This window comes from Metabacillus sp. B2-18 (assembly GCF_021117275.1).
Classification (GTDB): Bacteria; Bacillota; Bacilli; order Bacillales; family Bacillaceae; genus Metabacillus.
The window spans coordinates 2,927,186-2,943,921 of sequence record NZ_CP088245.1 but is presented as its reverse complement, the minus strand read 5'-3'; the positions used below and the strand labels follow the sequence as shown (position 1 = coordinate 2,943,921).

Annotated in this window: 13 protein-coding genes and 2 pseudogenes; 14 read left to right on the top strand and 1 reads right to left on the bottom strand. The window is 35.2% G+C overall.

Annotated elements, in window-relative coordinates:
- The first annotated feature begins 196 nt into the window (after positions 1 to 196).
- From LPC09_RS14850 to LPC09_RS14790, 13 genes and pseudogenes are all read left to right on the top strand, one after another.
- Positions 197 to 1,505 (top strand): annotated as a pseudogene (locus LPC09_RS14850) (5'-deoxyadenosine deaminase).
- A gap of 18 nt (positions 1,506 to 1,523) precedes the next feature.
- A complete protein-coding gene (locus tag LPC09_RS14845) occupies positions 1,524 to 2,528 on the top strand; it encodes an XdhC family protein (protein ID WP_098796684.1) in 1,005 nt (334 codons plus the stop codon).
- Positions 2,521 to 3,144 (top strand): nucleotidyltransferase family protein, encoded by a 624-nt coding sequence (locus tag LPC09_RS14840; protein WP_098796683.1) that lies wholly within the window; start codon positions 2,521 to 2,523, stop codon positions 3,142 to 3,144. The genes LPC09_RS14845 and LPC09_RS14840 overlap by 8 nt, the downstream gene beginning before the upstream one ends.
- Positions 3,145 to 3,249: 105 nt before the next feature.
- Entirely contained in the window at positions 3,250 to 4,125 is an 876-nt protein-coding gene (locus LPC09_RS14835) for an FAD binding domain-containing protein (RefSeq protein ID WP_176551037.1), read from the top strand.
- A 3-nt stretch (positions 4,126 to 4,128) separates the two neighbouring features.
- A pseudogene (gene pucD / locus LPC09_RS14830) lies at positions 4,129 to 6,395 on the top strand (xanthine dehydrogenase subunit D).
- A gap of 14 nt (positions 6,396 to 6,409) precedes the next feature.
- The gene (locus tag LPC09_RS14825) at positions 6,410 to 6,913 is read left to right on the top strand and encodes a (2Fe-2S)-binding protein (protein WP_098796677.1); all 504 of its coding nucleotides are present in this window, start codon (positions 6,410 to 6,412) and stop codon (positions 6,911 to 6,913) included.
- 34 nt (positions 6,914 to 6,947) lie between these two features.
- Positions 6,948 to 7,469: a 2-oxo-4-hydroxy-4-carboxy-5-ureidoimidazoline decarboxylase gene (gene uraD, locus LPC09_RS14820; RefSeq protein ID WP_231309764.1), complete on the top strand. Its 522-nt coding sequence runs from the start codon at positions 6,948 to 6,950 to the stop codon at positions 7,467 to 7,469.
- A 175-nt stretch (positions 7,470 to 7,644) separates the two neighbouring features.
- Entirely contained in the window at positions 7,645 to 8,433 is a 789-nt protein-coding gene (locus LPC09_RS14815; protein ID WP_231307673.1) for an HAD family hydrolase, read from the top strand.
- A 146-nt stretch (positions 8,434 to 8,579) separates the two neighbouring features.
- Positions 8,580 to 8,945, top strand: coding sequence for a hypothetical protein (locus tag LPC09_RS14810; RefSeq protein WP_098796671.1), 366 nt, complete (start codon positions 8,580 to 8,582; stop codon positions 8,943 to 8,945).
- A 130-nt stretch (positions 8,946 to 9,075) separates the two neighbouring features.
- Positions 9,076 to 11,313, top strand: coding sequence for an AAA domain-containing protein (locus tag LPC09_RS14805; RefSeq protein WP_231307672.1), 2,238 nt, complete (start codon positions 9,076 to 9,078; stop codon positions 11,311 to 11,313).
- 79 nt (positions 11,314 to 11,392) lie between these two features.
- On the top strand, positions 11,393 to 12,082 hold the full coding sequence (locus LPC09_RS14800; protein ID WP_231307671.1) for a ZIP family metal transporter: 690 nt from the start codon (positions 11,393 to 11,395) through the stop codon (positions 12,080 to 12,082).
- Positions 12,083 to 12,178: 96 nt separating this feature from the next.
- Positions 12,179 to 12,499 carry an ArsR/SmtB family transcription factor gene (locus tag LPC09_RS14795; RefSeq protein ID WP_098796661.1) on the top strand — a complete coding sequence of 107 codons (321 nt, stop codon included), beginning with the start codon at positions 12,179 to 12,181 and terminating at the stop codon, positions 12,497 to 12,499.
- A gap of 24 nt (positions 12,500 to 12,523) precedes the next feature.
- Positions 12,524 to 14,590, top strand: coding sequence for a heavy metal translocating P-type ATPase (locus tag LPC09_RS14790; RefSeq protein WP_098796658.1), 2,067 nt, complete (start codon positions 12,524 to 12,526; stop codon positions 14,588 to 14,590).
- 610 nt (positions 14,591 to 15,200) lie between these two features.
- Here the strand turns inward: LPC09_RS14790 and LPC09_RS14785 are convergent.
- Positions 15,201 to 16,193, bottom strand: a complete 993-nt coding sequence (locus tag LPC09_RS14785; protein WP_141549668.1) for a hypothetical protein — start codon at positions 16,191 to 16,193, stop codon at positions 15,201 to 15,203.
- A gap of 261 nt (positions 16,194 to 16,454) precedes the next feature.
- Between LPC09_RS14785 and LPC09_RS14780 the strand changes: the two genes are divergently transcribed.
- Entirely contained in the window at positions 16,455 to 16,709 is a 255-nt protein-coding gene (locus LPC09_RS14780) for a hypothetical protein (RefSeq protein ID WP_098796652.1), read from the top strand.
- The last annotated feature ends 27 nt before the right edge of the window (positions 16,710 to 16,736 follow it).

The window sequence follows — 16,736 nt, the reverse complement described above, 5'->3', positions numbered from 1 at the left end:
TCACATAAATGTAACAATAATTTACAATTGAGGATATAATTTAGCTAATTCAGCAGAAGAGAATGAATGTTTCTCTAGAAAACCAGGTTATTACTTTAATGATTGTCAGATTTAGTAACGAGATATTGGGTTTGTCGGGTAGCATAGGAGGCGGAACTTAGTGGAAATTTTAATTAAAAACGCTGAAATCATAACGATGAATGAAAAAAGTGAAATTTTACACGGTGATCTTTTAATAAGAGATGATCGAATTGTTGCAATAAAGGATCAAATTGAGAATGTGACTCCGGATAAGATTATTGATGCAACTGGGAAGACGGTTATTCCTGGATTAATTCAAAGTCATATTCATCTTTGTCAAACACTGTTTCGCGGGCAAGGTGATGATCTAGAGCTATTAGACTGGCTGTCCAAAAAGATCTGGCCTCTTGAAGCTGCGCATGACGAGGAATCCATTTACTATTCAGCAATGCTCGGTTTAGGAGAATTAATTAGAAGCGGAACAACATCGATAATCGATATGGAAACAGTTAGGCATACAGATTATGCTTTTCAAGCTATAGCTGAAAGTGGAATTAGGGCTATAGCTGGTAAAGTTATGATGGATCAAGGAGCAAATGTTCCATCGATTTTATTAGAGAATACTAGTTCTTCCATACAAGAAAGTGTTGATTTGTTAGAAAAATGGCATCTCTTTGATAATGGTCGTATTCATTACGCATTTTCACCACGGTTTGTTATCTCATGTTCAGAAAAGATGTTAGTGCAAGTACGGGATCTCTCTCAACAGTATCAAGTACTGGTACACACACATGCATCAGAAAATCAAACTGAAATAGAACTTGTTGAACGTGAGCGAGGAATGAGAAATGTTGTTTATTTGGATCATATTGGCTTAGCAAATTCTAGGCTATTGTTAGCTCATTGTATATGGCTTGATGAACAAGAGAAAAGAATTATTCGTGATAGAGGAGTAAAGGTAAGTCATTGTCCTGGCTCAAACTTAAAGCTTGCTTCTGGAGTGGCAAATACTCCGGAGATGCATGATCAAGGAGTATTTCTTAGTATTGGTGCTGATGGTGCACCTTGTAACAATAATCTTGATATGTTCAATGAAATGAGGCTAACTGCACTTATTCAAAAGCCAGACCATGGTCCGACGGCAATGGATGCCAAAAAAAGTGTTCAAAATGGCAACGATGGGTGGAGCAGCTGCAATGGGAATGGAAAAGGAGATTGGTAGCTTAGAAGTCGGCAAAAAAGCTGATGTTGTGATATTAGACTTAAATGATTTTCATACGTATCCTTCAACAGAGGTTGATCCTATTTCAAGAATTGTCTACTCTGCAACAAGAGCAGATGTAGAAACAACGATCATTAATGGGAAAATTGTGATGGAAGATCAACGTTTACTAACAATTGATAAATCTACTGTACTAAAAGAAGCAAATTCTTCTATTCAGCGATTAGTACGAAGAATATCAAGAGTGGATACGATGATTTAATAGAGAGGGAGGAGCAGGATGGGTACCGACATTTATGAAATCCTCGACACCATTTCAGAATCCTCACAGGAAATGGTTTTAGCAACGATTGTTAATGTGGATGGCTCTTCGTATAAAAAGGCTGGATCCACTATGCTTTTTCATGAAGATGGAGTTCAAACAGGATTGTTAAGTGGAGGGTGCTTGGAAGAAGATTTACAAGAAAGATGTAAAGATTATTTTCATAAGAAGAGCTCTGAATTGATTACGTATGATTTAACAGCAGAAGATGACTTGTCTTGGGGACAGGGGGTTGGATGTAACGGGACAATAGAAGTGTTAATAGAATCAATAACCCCACAATTGTTGTCGCACTTAAAAAAAGTAAGAGAGCTTGTTAATCACGGTATATCCGTCACATACATTAAACAACTATCTCTTGAAGGTGATGTTTGCGGCTATCTCTTTTATACAGAAAATGCTGAGTATTTTGGACAATGGAAAGGAGTTTTTCCAAAAAAAGAGAAATGGCATTCAAAAACAATGAGAATGGAGGATGACTATCTCCATTTTAAACAAGAAATTCAAGCAAGACCTAGACTATTTATCTATGGAGCAGGAGCTGATGCTAGACCTCTTGCACAACTTGCTCAACAATCAGGCTATGGAGTCATTGTTGCAGATTGGAGACCAGCCTATTGTCACAAAGATTATTTTCCTCAAGCAACCGAAACCGTTGTTTTATCTCCTGAAGAATTTTTGTCTAGCTATACGTTTACAACCTTAGACTCAATTGTGTTAATGACACATCACTTTCAAAAAGATCTCGAGTTAGTGAAGGACTTACTAAAAAAACAACTATCATACTTAGGAATTTTAGGCTCGAAAGATCGAGCGCAAAGGTTGCTACAAGGAAAAAAGGTTCAAGATTGGGTACATTCACCTGCTGGTTTATCAATAGGGGCTGAAGGACCACATGAAATTGCTGTTAGCATTGTTGCTGAATTAATAAAACAGAAAACAAGGAGGTGTGTAAATGTATAACGAAAACATCGTGGGCATTTACTTGGCAGCAGGTCACAGCTCACGTATGGGTACTTGTAAATTATCATTGCCTTTAGCGGGAGGTCCCCTTGGAACGATGGCATTAAAGGAAATTGTTAAATCAAAGCTTAATCATTTAGTTATTGTCACAAAAGACTTTCAACCAACCTGGCTTCGAACGATTGAACCCTATCTTACTAATTCTATTCATTGGGAACAAATTATCAGCTTGCAAGCACATCTCGGTCAATCATATTCACTTCGAACAGGTATTCAAAGAGCAAAGCAAGTAGGAGCAGATGCCGTTATCATTTTTTTAGCGGACCAACCGTTTATTACTTCACAATTGATAGACAAATTAATAAGTCGAACATCAAATGAACATGATTTTATCGCCTCTTTCGATGGGGTTTCCATAAAACCACCAATCTTATTTCAAAAGAATGGATTTGATTCTTTATTAAAAATAAACGGTGATCAAGGGGCAAGAAGCTTTCTGAAAACGGGAATGTTAAGAGGTTTAAAAATAAATATAGATTATAACCAATTAATAGATATTGATACACTTGAACAGTATGAGACATATAAACAAATAGTAAGTCCCCAACTTAGCTAATCAAAGAAAGCACTAGGTTTTAAATCAACCTCAAACTACTTTACCTCCGTTTGCTATTCTCATCTGTTTTGTTCACAAAAATTTTTAATGAAATTAGGTGATGGAATGAATGTAGAACAACACTCAACTCCATTGAAATCAGAAATCGTCGTTGAACATCCAATATCAGTTGAAGATGCTATAAAACTGAAAGTACTTTTTGAAGGTGAGTACGTAGCTGGGGGGACGCTTCATCAAATTCAGTGGGAATCAGGTGTTCCCTTTCCTTCAAGACTAATTAATCTTTCCTGTATTGAACAATTAAAAAAAGTTAGATATGAAAAAATAAATGACGAGAATATTTTAGCAATCGGTGCACTTACCACGATTGCAGAGTGTATCAAGCATCCTGAGATAGTAGAACACTGTCCATTATTAACTGAAGCTTGTAGAAACATAGCTGCACCTGCTGTTCGGAATCGTGCAACAATAGGAGGAAATGTAGCAAGTGGAATTGGTGACAGCATTCCAGCCCTTCTTGTGTTAGATGCAAAGGTGAAAATAGTGCTAAAAGACCAGATATATATGATTGATTTAGCAACCTGGTTAAAAGAAAAAGAATCATACCCTTTTTTGCTTCTTGAAATTTTAATTCCTCTTCAAGCTAATAAAACAAAAAGCTTTTATCGAAAGGTTGGAAGAAGAGAAGCCTTTACAGCATCTTTAGTAACGGTAAGTTGTTGTTTTAGCAAGTGTGATCATAATGAATTTTCATTTGTTCGCATAGCTGTCGGAGGAGGAACACATTTTCCTATTAGATTCCAAAAACTTGAACAGCTCTTAACCGGCAGTGGATCTCACATAACAAGAGAAATCATATACAAAACAATTTTAGAAGAATTTCACTCATATTCGGATGCCTTTGTAACAGAGTCGTATCGGAAGAAGGTTACAGCAAACATTCTTTCAGAAAAATTAGAAACCATCCTAAGGGAGGAATAAGGGATGAAGGAGTTAAATAAAAACGAGTACAAATGTAAGTGGAGAATCCGTCCTGATGGCCATGATAAAGTAACAGGCTCGCTAAAATATTTAACTGATTATTGCTTCCCAAATATGTTAATTGGGAAAGTGTTAAGAAGTTCATTTCCACATGCAAAAATTCACTCCATTAACACAACTGAAGCAGAACAACTTGAGGGAGTTGAAGCGATCATCACATATAAAGATGTTCCAGGGATGAACCGTTTTGGATTAATATTTCCTGATCAGCCAGTTTTGTGCGAAGACACTGTCCGCTACGTAGGTGATGCAGTTGCTGCAGTTGCAGCGGTTAATGAGGAAATTGCTATAAAGGCACTTTCACTCATTCTTGTTGAATATGAACCACTTGAGGTAATTGATAGTCCTGACAAAGCTTTAAGTTCACAAATGAAATTACACCCTTCTGGAAATATCTTACATCGTGCAGGGTACAAGAACAGTGAATATGTTTTAGATGAACTCAAAAAATGTCCTTACATTGTTGAGGAAACCTATGAAACACCAAGACAAATGCATGCATATATGGAAACAGAGGGAGGAGTTGTTGTTCCAGAGAATGATGGTAAATTAACGGTTTATGCAGCAACACAACACGGTTTTAAGGACCGGATGCAGCTAGCTAGAATCTTATCTATACCTGAAAGTTCTATCCGAGTGATATCAAGTCCAATTGGTGGTTCATTCGGTGGGAAAGATGAGTTAAATATCCAACCATATGCGGCTTTGTTAGCTATTAAAACAAAAAAACCTGTAAAGCTCCATAATAAGAGAACGGAATCAGTAAGAGCGGGTATTAAACGACATCCTATGAAGATGACCATGACAACAGGGGCGAACGAAGAAGGAAAACTAGTAGGACACATTGTTCGAATTGTTGCAGACACAGGGGCATATGCAACACTTGGACCAGCTGTTTTAGACTTCGCAGTTGAGCATTCAACCGGTCCTTATATCATTCCATATGTTGATATTGAAGGGATCTCTGTGTTTACAAATAATGGAGTTTCAGGTGAATATCGTGGATTCGGAGGGAACCAAGTTACCTTTGCATTAGAGTCACAAATCGATAGACTAGCTGAGTTGTTACAAATTGATCCATTAGTATTTAGAGAACAAAATCTTAGAAAAGCAGATGATCCCGGGCCGCTAGGACAACGAATATAAAGAATGATGGAGCCAGAAGTGTTTTAAATATGATTAAAAAATCTCCAATATTAACGCAGCCTTTAAAAACAGAGCCTCTAAATGTGAAAGGTAGAGGCGTGGCAATCACTATGCATGGAGGGGGTCTTGGCTTTGGTCGACCTGATCCTTCAGGTTCTCGCATTTCTTTAACCAAGGATGGGAAAATTGAAATTGCTTTCGGATTTGAAGAATTTGGCCAAGGATTATTGGCTTCAATCGAAATTATGATGATGGAAGCTTTAGGGTGTAGAAAAGAAGATTTAAAGATTGTGATAGGTGACACAGATCTCGTTCCTTCTTCAGGTTCCTCAACAGCATCTCGTTCAACAAATATGATTTGGAATGGCATCCAAAAGCTAAAAGAACCGTTTTTAAATAAAATATTAGATGAGGCAGCCTCTTACACAGATACGACGCGTGATCTTCTGTATTTAGGGGGAAAAGGAATTTGGCGGAAAGGAAAAATTGATCAACTTATTATCAGTTATTACGATTTAGCAAACTATTTATCTGATAAACTTCCCATTTTTCATACGCAATTTCATTTTCCAACCACCCCAGATGCAGTAATAGGGGGACATTATTTATACTCCTTTGCCGCAGTTGCAGCTGAGGTGGAAATCGACCAACTGACAGGTAGGGTAAAGGTAACAAAAATGGACCATTGTGTGGCTGCAGGGCCAGTAGTGAATCCACTAGGTTATTTAGGACAGATTGAAGGCGGGGCAGTTATGGGTCTTGGTTTTACAATAAATGAAGATTCAGTGATGGAAAATGGCCGCTATCATACACAAAATCTTGATTCGTATCTCATTCCAACCATTAAAGATATTCCAAAAGAAATGAAGGTGTTTGTTGACGAGTCTTTAATGGAGGGAGATGTATTTGGCCCAAGAGGTGTTGGTGAAATTGGTACTGTTGCAATTGCACCTGCTGTAACTGCTGCTATTCATGATGCATGTGGATTATGGGTGAAGAATCTCCCAGTTTCTTCTGAGGAAGTTTTAAATGCATTAACGATTAAAACCTTTGTCGAAAAGTAGTAGGAGGTGCGTCAATGAAAAAGGCAAAAGTGGAAAATAAAATAGATCTATCTTTTGAATTAAATGGTCAACCGTATCATTTAACCGTACCGCCAACTTATCGGTTAGTCGATATTTTAAGAACAGATTTACAATTAACAGGCACCAAAATATCTTGTGAAATCGGAAGGTGCGGAGCATGCTCCGTATTACTGAATGGAAAAGTTGTAAATTCTTGCTTAGTCATGGCCTATCAGATACATCTTTCAACAATAGAAACAATTGAACATGTATCACATCAATCACTTCATCCAATTCAGCAGGCATTTCTTGAAGAAGGTGGACTTCAATGTGGATATTGTACTCCAGGAATGATTATAGCGCTAAAGGATTTGTTAGAGCAAAATCAACAGCCAACAGATGAGGATGTTTTTGAACATTTATCAGGCAACCTTTGTCGGTGTACTGGTTACACAGGAATCATTAGAGCTGTTCAACGTTACAGAGAGATGGTAAACAAAAAAGAAGAAATTCAGTAAGATAAAAATCTTTAATGGAGAGTGATATCCAGTGATGACAATTCATGATGCGAATGTGCTTACACGTGAGGAATTTGTTTCAACTTTTCGTTGGATTTTTGAGCATTCAATTGCCGAACAGGTATCCGAATTAAGACCTTTTCCCTCTTATCAATTTCTTCATCATGCAATGAAAAAACGTGTAAAAAAATATACAATTGAAGAAAGAGTTGCACTACTTCAAACTCTTCCGGATTTTATTGAAACAATTCTAGGTCAAAACCCTTACAATCATGTAAGCAAGCAATCGGGATTTAAATCTTTAACATCTAGAGAATATAAAAAATTCATCGCTTATCATAATAAATATATAAAGAAATTCGGTTTTCCCTTTATTATCGCAATGCGTGGACACAATAAACAATCTGTTTATGATGCATTAAAAAAGAGATTAAAAAACAGTGAAAATGAAGAAATAGAAGCAGCAATTGAAGAAATGTTCCGCATTTATTTTTATATTTTAAGGGAAATTATTTCTAATGAAGATCGAGATGAAATGAAGAAACAATCCGTATAAATTTAATTGTAACTGAAAAACTGCTCACTAGTGAGAGCGGTTTTTTTGCTGTTTTGAATATTTCATAAAAGGATTTTCTCAGGTACTATTTACATATTAATTAAATCTCTGTAAGCTATTGTTTGAATAGTAAGAGTTTTTAAATATGAAAATACATAGATTCTAGGGGGACATTATGATTAAAGCTATTTTCTTTGATTTAGATGATACGTTATTATGGGATCAAAAAAGTGTAAAGGAAGCATTTGTTGCGACATGTCAATTAGCCGAACAAAAATATGGAATACATTCTGAAAAGCTTGAAGAAGCTGTCCGAAACGAAGCGAGGGAGCTTTACTCCTCATACGAAACATATGATTTTACGCAAATGATCGGGATCAATCCGTTTGAGGGTCTTTGGGGTAACTTTTTAGACGATGAAGAGAATTTTCGAAAGATGAAAGAAATCGTTCCCACATATCGGAAAGAAGCATGGACAAGAGGCTTAAAAGCTTGTGGGATTGATGATCCTGACTATGGAGCAACGCTAGCTGAAGAATTTCCAGCACAAAGAAGAAAAAAACCTTTTGTTTACGATGAGTCTTTTCAAGTGTTGGACAAGTTAAAGGAATCTTATCGTCTTCTTTTGTTAACAAACGGTTCTCCAGACTTACAAAATACTAAATTAGAAATTACTCCAGAGCTAGTTCCTTACTTTGAGCAAATTATTATTTCCGGTGCCTTTGGAAGAGGCAAACCTGATCCAACTATTTTTGAACATGCATTAGAAAAGATGAATCTTTCAAAAGATGACGCAATAATGGTAGGAGATAATCTTATGACAGATATTTTAGGTGCATCAAGAGTTGGAATGAAATCTGTTTGGATTAACCGTCATAACAAAGAACGAAACGAAGTACAACCAGACTTTGAAATCACTCATCTTGAAGAGCTGTATCCAATTTTAGATCAACTTAACAAGTAAGGCGAATGCATGCAACAGTTAGCGACAGCTAGTTAGCAAAAAAATGATCAAATTTCAAATCCAATTACTTGATAAAACCATCTAAAAGCATCTATATTAATATAAGTTAATAACATTGTCATTTACTTCTTAGAGGGGGAAGGGAGATGCTTTATCTCATAGCTGGTATTATTTTTATCGTGTTAATCGGAAGTTTTTTTAAAAGGTCAATTTCTATTAAGAATGTACCTTGTGTAGATATAGATCATCATGATCAATCTAGTCAAGTAGTGGATGTAAGAGATTATAATAATTTATCAACGATGAAAAACTTCGATTCAATTGTTATACCTATTGCATATTTAAGAAGATATTTCCATGAAATTCCTAATAAAAGAGTACATCTTATTGCTGGAAACCAACTTGAAAAGAACATGGGTGTTCGCTTCTTACAAAAAAATGGATTTCAAGTTACAGGTTACAGCTTAACTGAATGCACATGTACCAACCATTCAAAGGATATGTTGGTATAAGATAAGACTCGTGTTTAAGGGGCCAATTTTGGTCCTTTTTTTATTTTAAAGATATTCGCTTTTCAAACTCCATCATGGTATAGTTTGTTTCGGTGAAAACTGTCAGAAAAACGATAAGGACGTTATAAACATGAAATCTACCAATTATTATATAAAAACATGGCAAAAGGCAATCCGTGTGGAAATCATGCATCTAAAGAAATATGGAAGTACGAGATACGCATTAAAAGATGGTCAACTGATGTCAAACGAGGGATCATTTACTTATTTTTTTGAAACCACTGTACCCATTCGAGTACCAATAGGCTCTTCAATTAAAGTCGAATTTGGAAAAAGAACAGTGAACGGTAAAATTCTTTCATCAGAGGGGAAAAGTGTAATCATATCCTTGGAGGAATCCCTTGGACATGAACCTTCCGAGCTCTTTTTACTTCATGATCCATGGGAGTTGTTAGATCAACTACATGAAAGATTTGATGAAATAAAAGAAAGTAAGCGGAAGAAAGCACGAATGAAAAGATTGATGAATCCATCTAATGATCCTAAGCACCCTACCGAAAAAATAAAATCAGCTGTTCATGAACTTGTTTTACGGAGCAAATATAATCCTGTTACATTTGTTTGGGGGCCCCCTGGTACAGGAAAAACCTATACATTGAGCAGGGCAGCAGGAAATAAATATGTAAAAGGCGATCGAGTATTAGTTCTGTCTCAAAGTAATCAAGCAGTTGATGTGCTTATGATGGAAATTTCTCGTTTTATTAATAAAAAGGGCCATTTTCGAGAAGGTGATTTGCTTCGTTATGGATCGCAAACATCGATTACTTCAAACGATAACCTAACAACATTGGAGCTGATTCATAAAAGGCACCCTGAATTAGCAAAACAAAGAAATGATTTGCATGAACATAGAAGAGGAATGAAACAAACTCTTTCACAATCCTATAGTCAAAGAGATTCTGAACAATTGCTTGAAATTGAACGTAAATTAGCGACAGTCTTAGAAAAAATAAGACAAAAGGAAATTGAGCTTGTTAAGGATGCCAATATTGTAGGAACAACATTATCAAAGGCTGCGAACGATCCGAGTATTTATGAAAAAGACTATGATCTTGTCATAATTGATGAAGCAAGTATGGCCTATATTCCTCAAATTGCTTTTGCGGCAACTCTAGGTCGCAGAGTCATTATTTGTGGAGATTTTAAACAGCTCCCTCCAATCGCTTCTGCAAAACATGCTCTTGTTGATGAATGGCTAAGGAACGATATTTTTCATAAAGCAGGTGTAGTTGATTGGCTTAATGATCCAAGTAGTACATTACATCCTCATCTTTTTCTTTTAAAAGAACAAAGAAGAATGCATCCGGACATTTCTTCATTCACCAACAAGTACATTTATCATGATCTTGTTGGTGATCACGAAAGTGTGAAATCGGCTAGAAATTCAATAGTAGAAAGAGAACCATTTTCAAATCGTTCCTCCATATTGTTGGATAGTAGTTTTAGTGGAATGTACACTATGCGTGAAAAAACATCAAATTCACGATATAACCTTTGGCATTTACTTTTATCATTTCAAGTAATCCATGAGTCATTCTTAGCAGGCGCAAGGTCAATTGGATATGTTACACCGTACCGTGCCCAGGCAGCTTTAATGGACATGTTGCTAAATGATGTATATTCAGTGGAACGAATAGAGTCGGATATTATTTCTGCAACAGTTCACAGATTTCAAGGAAGTGAAAGAGATGTTATGATATTTGATACCGTCGACAGTTATCCGCAGGAACGACCTGGAATGCTTTTAATTGGTAAGGATAGTGAACGACTAATTAATGTTGCAATGACAAGAACTAGAGGAAAGTTCGTTCATCTGGCTGATCAGCAATTTCTACAATCAAAGGTTTTTCGTGGAAAAACAATTCGTCAGCTTGTAGATCATCAGGTAAGCAAAAATCAAAAAGTAGGACAACAGCAAATAGGGACCTGGATTAAAAATCAGCATTCAAAATTAATATGGATTCATGCAAAAAAACTTGAACCCATTATAAAGGATGTGAAAAAGGCCACTTCTTCAATAATTGTTGGACTTCCTACCAAAGAGTTATCCGAAGAGTGGAATAACATATTAAATAGTCGAAAAGCCAATGTTCGTTTAACAACAATCTCTCCTGATAAAATGAATAACTTGAAAGGAGAGCAGCTTAAAGCCAAATCTGTTTCATTTCCTTTCATGATAATAGATAAAAAATATTTGTGGCTAGGTATGCCATATGAGATGAACAACTATGTGAGACCTCCATATGTTGGAGTACGTTTACATTCTGAAAGTGTTATTGATTACTTTCTTTCACAAATCATCTCTTAACCCGCTCTTGTACTAAACAGGAAAAGCTATTCATAACTTAAAGTAATTGCTTTATCTGTAACGTAATGGAGGGAATAGAGTGGGTTTTATATTTTGCCTTTATGTGTTTTTATCATTGATAACAGGTGGGGTGTTATCATTTATCATAAGTAAAATAGTAAATTGGAAGATCGACTACTTGTTTTCTCTTAGTGCCGGTATGATAGTGGGGATTCTATGTCTTGAGTTTATTCCACATAGTTTTTTACATTACCAACCAATATCTATTATTATGGGAATAGGAGTCGGTCTTCTCTGTATGGTGGTAATTGATCAGTATGTACACCGTTCATCAAAAGGTGAATCAAAGTCCACATTTTTACTGCTTCTTATTGCCATTACATTACATAATGCACCTTCTGGATTTGCTTTAGGGAACCATGTTGATCACGAAGGACATCTTTATCATCTCATTATTTTACATCACTTACCTGAGGGGATGGCATTAATGATGCTAGCAATCGCATTAAAGCTTAAACCTCATCATTTAGTCTCTGCATTTCTTTATCTTACATTTAGTCTTTATGGATTTGTATTACTTGGAAATTTCATGATGATAGAAAATGACATGATTTTAGGGTCCTTATTAGGTGTAGCTATTAGTACAATGTTATATATTTCGATTGTTGAATTATTTCTTACATCAAATGAGAAGGGAAATCGTTTTTATCATTGGCTTAGTTTATTAACCGGTATTTTCTTAGTAAACGTTTTTTTATTAATTGGCTAGGATTGACAAGAGCCAATTATTTTTTTATTATTTAGTTAGATAATATGAACATATATACATATTTTAATATATACTAAAGAGTAAGAGGTGTTGATCATGGAAGAATCAGGTAAAAAGGAACCGCAAGAGCAATTAGATGAAGAAACATTATTTATCGTTTCTCAGACGTTTAAAGCATTAGGTGATCCAACCAGAATTAAAATCTTACACTTGCTCTCGCAAAGTGAACACTCAGTGAATGAAATTGCTGAAAAGTTATCTTTGCTTCAGTCAACAGTTTCACATCAATTAAGATTTTTGAAGAATCTACGTTTGGTTAAGTATAGAAGGGAAGGGACAACATTATATTATTCGCCTGATGATAATCACGTAATGAATGTCTTGCAACAAACAATTAACCATGCACAGCATCATTAAGTATTTATGTTGGAGTTGAGCACAATGGAAGAATATAAAGTTAAAGGATTAACATGTGCAAACTGTACTAGAGAATTACAGGAAGAAATAAATAAATTGCCGTCAGGACAAACAGCATCTTTAAGCTATAACACAGGTAAGCTTAAACTAGAAAGTAATGTTGACATTGAAAAAGTAAAAAGGATTTTATCTTCAGATGGGGCATATATAGAAGCTGACGAGCATGAGCAGCATGATCATGACCATCATCATCCTACAGGGATAAATTGGATTGTCCTTTTATCCTTATCAGCTATTTTCTATATTGCAGGGATTCTAACCGATATCTTTTTTAATGAATATATTGCAATCGGACTTTTTCTTGCAGCAACCGTTTTAAGTGGATATCAAACCTTTATCAAGGGATTGAAAAATCTATTTAAATTAAAATTTAATATTGAAACGTTAATGACCATTGCCTTAATTGGTGCATTAGGTATTGGAGAATGGAAAGAAGGCGCCTTAGTTGCAATCCTTTTTGGATTAAATGAATACCTAGAGGGCTTGGGTATGCAAAAAGCGAGAAATTCAATGGAAAAACTGCTAGCAATTGCACCAAAGGAAGCTACAGTACTTGATAATGGTCAAGAAAAAATAGTCAAGATTTCATCCTTAAAAACAAATCAAATTGTATTAGTTCGTTCCGGTGAAAAAATTCCTTCGGATGGTTTAGTTTTGGAAGGAAAAAGCTCTGTAAACGAAGCAGCCATAACAGGTGAGAGCATGCCAGTTGAAAAAGAAAAAGATGAACCGGTTTATGGTGGAAGTATTAACAATGAAGGTGTACTAAAAATAAAAATCACTAAAGCATATGAAGAATCGTCTTTAGCAAAAATTCTTCATTTAGTAGAAGAAGCTCAAGAAACAAAAACACCAACAGAATTGTTTATAAATAAGTTCGCCAAATATTATACGCCATTAATTATGATCATTTCTGCCATTGTTATGCTAATCCCACCATTGGTTTTTGGCGGTAGCTGGGGAGAGTGGTTTTATCAAGGGTTAGCTGTATTAATTGTAGGTTGTCCATGTGCTTTAGTTCTATCTTCACCAATCGCTATTGTGTCTGGTATTACAAAAAATGCCCGCAATGGAATACTTGTAAAAGGCGGAGTATTCTTAGAGCAATTAGGTAAAATCCATACGGTGGCCTTTGATAAAACAGGTACACTTACAAAGGGACAGCCATTTGTTGAGAATTATGTAGAATATGATCCGAAGTTTTTACAAATTGCAGCTTCGATTGAAAAAAGCTCATCACATCCGATTGCAAAAGCAGTGCTCAGAAAAGCTGAAGGATTTACTTTAATTGAACCAGAAGAAATAAAAACAGTTTCAGGAAGTGGCATTGTTGCAAAAATTGATGGTGTGACTTACTTTCTCGGTAACGAAGCACATATGAAAGATGTGCAAATAGAGGAAGAAATAAAAGCACAAATACAACAATATAAACAATCTGGCATGACATTAGTTATATTAGCTACTTCTGAAAATGTACTTGGAATCATGGGGATCTCAGATGAAATAAGAGAAGAAAGTGCGGACGTTATGAAGGCTTTACATGAAGCAGGAATCCAAAAGACAGTGATGTTAACTGGTGATCATGAAAGCACCGCAAAGAAAGTAGCATCCAAAGTTGGATTAACTTCATATTTCGCTGGCTTGTTGCCAGATGAGAAAGTTGAAAAAGTAAAAGAGCTATCTCAAGGCAAGAAGGTTGCAATGATTGGTGATGGAATTAATGATGCACCAGCACTTGCAACAGCAGACTTAGGAATTGCAATGGGAAAAGGAACAGATAGTGCGATTGAAACAGCTGATATTGTATTAATGCAGGACCATCTTGGAAAATTACCTTCAGCTATTAAATCAGCGAAGAAAGTGAATTCCATTATTAAGCTTAATATTACCCTTGCACTTGGATTGAAGCTAATTGCCTTATTGTTAACCATTCCTGGCTTACTAACACTATGGATTGCAATCCTTTCAGATATGGGAGCAACTATACTTGTCACATTGATTAGCTTAACTGTTTTATATGAGAGGAAATAGGAAAAGGATTGTGTATGTATTTAAAGGGTTCGGTTAATTTTCAAAAACTTTAAAAGTATTATTCAAGGTGACCATCAAATTGAACACTGTTTTGATGGTCATTTTAGCTTATTACTAGAAAACGATACACAATGAAAAAAACAATTAGGGCCACTGCCGATATCCCATTTACCATTTATTGGATTTTAAGAATAGTTTAAAGCTGTCCACCTATGTAAAAGCATACACATTTATGGTTTGTGAATGTATTTTGTACATTTTCACTAGAAAACGATACGTAAATGGATGAAAATTACAATTACGACCACTTTTAATATCATTTTATACATTTATTGGATTATGCGAATGGTTTAAAGCTGTCTACCTATGCAAAAGCATACACATTTCTGGTTTGCGAATGCATATTTCACATTTTCACTAGAAAACGATACACAAGTGAATTTATTACAATTTTGTTTACATAAGAATAATGGTCCAGTTCATGAATCTGGACCATTATTCAATTTAGAAAACACTACATTCTGCCTGTGATAAGACCATATTTAATTAATTGGGATAAAAGACGGAACTCGTTATTATCCCTTTATTATCTGTCATTTTCTCTTTAATATTAAAAGTTCAATGTTGTTTCCTTTGTCTCAAATCCAATCGATGTTGTTAAATCGACAACATCAATTGATATTATGGCAGATTCATAATCTGAAAAGTGACCGTAGCCAACATCATTTAAAGAGAAATTGATCTCGTTGTCTTCATCATCTGTAATTGTATAGAGCTCTAGCGTTTGTTGTTCGTTAGAAGGACTAAAAAGCTCAATATTTAATCTATAAGCAATATTAGACTTTTCAGTGACAGAAAAGCTTATTTTGTCATCTTCAATAATTGTAAAGGAAGGGGTTTGGATAAGACGGTTTTTATCAATAGCTACTCCGCTTTCTTCTTCTAAGTAAGCAAGAAGTTCTTTATTTTCTAACACGTTCGGAAGTTGTTGGTTTTCATGCTGAGTACGCAGATAAAAAGCTTCATTACTATAAACATCATTTGGACTAACATGATTTGTTGCACCATATAAAAGTACATAATCATCTGCAATAATTTCTTGCGGATAGAAAGAATGATTTTTTTCTTCATAATTCCAAAACGCATCCCATTGAAGCTGGCCAACGTTTATGCCTCTTAACTTTTGCCATCTAGAAAAAGGGAGGTGATGGGAAGGAAAATAATAATAAGCAAAATGATGGCCATATTCGTGTGACAATGTTTCGCGATAATCAGCAGGTTCAAGATACTTGTCACCTTGATAAAGTATAATCGTCTTTAATATCGCATGGTAGCTGCCCTTTGTATCTCCTGAGGAATGCCTTCCTGCTTCGACCCTGATTTCTTGAAGCCTATTTATTTCTTCTCCGTACTTATTCTGTTTAAGTTCTTCATATAATTCTACTAATTTATGTTCGTCCCATTCTCGGGAATAACTAACAAAATGAATACCTTCTGGAGATAAAAAGGATGAATAGGCTCCAACCGTACTGCCTGTAGTAAAACTAGCAAGAATAGGCAATGATAATAGTAATATAATAAAAAATCCTCTAAATTTCTTCAAAATCATCACATCCTCCATCACATTTTATCACGAATATTCCCTTTGGTAATTGGTATCATTTGTTTAGTATACTTGAGAAAAGGGAACTGGATGTGATCAAGATAAAAGTGTAGGAAATAAAGATTTTACTATAGTCATAATATGACAAGAAAAATAATAAAAATTTTTAAAAAATAGTTTTCAAACGAGAAGTTTTGTTGTATTATATAAATAATCAGAAAATACAGAAAACAAAGAAAACTAAAAGGTGAGGTGCTTTAAATGAATTTTTATAACATTCCATTAGAAAAACGTCTAGAAACAAATCCTTTCGTCCATTACTTACAGGAGGGGGATTTACATTTCAACACAGAAAATGAAATTCTTTTGAAGCATTTACACGAACTTCCACAAGATTTTATGGAAATGACATTATTCGATATTGATGGATTCGGATGCGTGTACAAATTCTCTCATATTACAAATTATCAAGCAGGAGAAATAACGTCTCAAGCTGCTATTTTCAAAAAAATATAAACAAAAAGGTGTGACAATTTGTCACAC

Coding starts and splice junctions, on each gene's coding strand:
- LPC09_RS14845 (WP_098796684.1), top strand. CDS start 1,524: ATGGGTACCGACATTTATGAAATCCTCGACACCATTTCAGAATCCTCA.
- LPC09_RS14840 (WP_098796683.1), top strand. CDS start 2,521: ATGTATAACGAAAACATCGTGGGCATTTACTTGGCAGCAGGTCACAGC.
- LPC09_RS14835 (WP_176551037.1), top strand. CDS start 3,250: ATGAATGTAGAACAACACTCAACTCCATTGAAATCAGAAATCGTCGTT.
- LPC09_RS14825 (WP_098796677.1), top strand. CDS start 6,410: ATGAAAAAGGCAAAAGTGGAAAATAAAATAGATCTATCTTTTGAATTA.
- uraD (WP_231309764.1), top strand. CDS start 6,948: ATGACAATTCATGATGCGAATGTGCTTACACGTGAGGAATTTGTTTCA.
- LPC09_RS14815 (WP_231307673.1), top strand. CDS start 7,645: ATGATTAAAGCTATTTTCTTTGATTTAGATGATACGTTATTATGGGAT.
- LPC09_RS14810 (WP_098796671.1), top strand. CDS start 8,580: ATGCTTTATCTCATAGCTGGTATTATTTTTATCGTGTTAATCGGAAGT.
- LPC09_RS14805 (WP_231307672.1), top strand. CDS start 9,076: ATGAAATCTACCAATTATTATATAAAAACATGGCAAAAGGCAATCCGT.
- LPC09_RS14795 (WP_098796661.1), top strand. CDS start 12,179: ATGGAAGAATCAGGTAAAAAGGAACCGCAAGAGCAATTAGATGAAGAA.
- LPC09_RS14790 (WP_098796658.1), top strand. CDS start 12,524: ATGGAAGAATATAAAGTTAAAGGATTAACATGTGCAAACTGTACTAGA.
- LPC09_RS14780 (WP_098796652.1), top strand. CDS start 16,455: ATGAATTTTTATAACATTCCATTAGAAAAACGTCTAGAAACAAATCCT.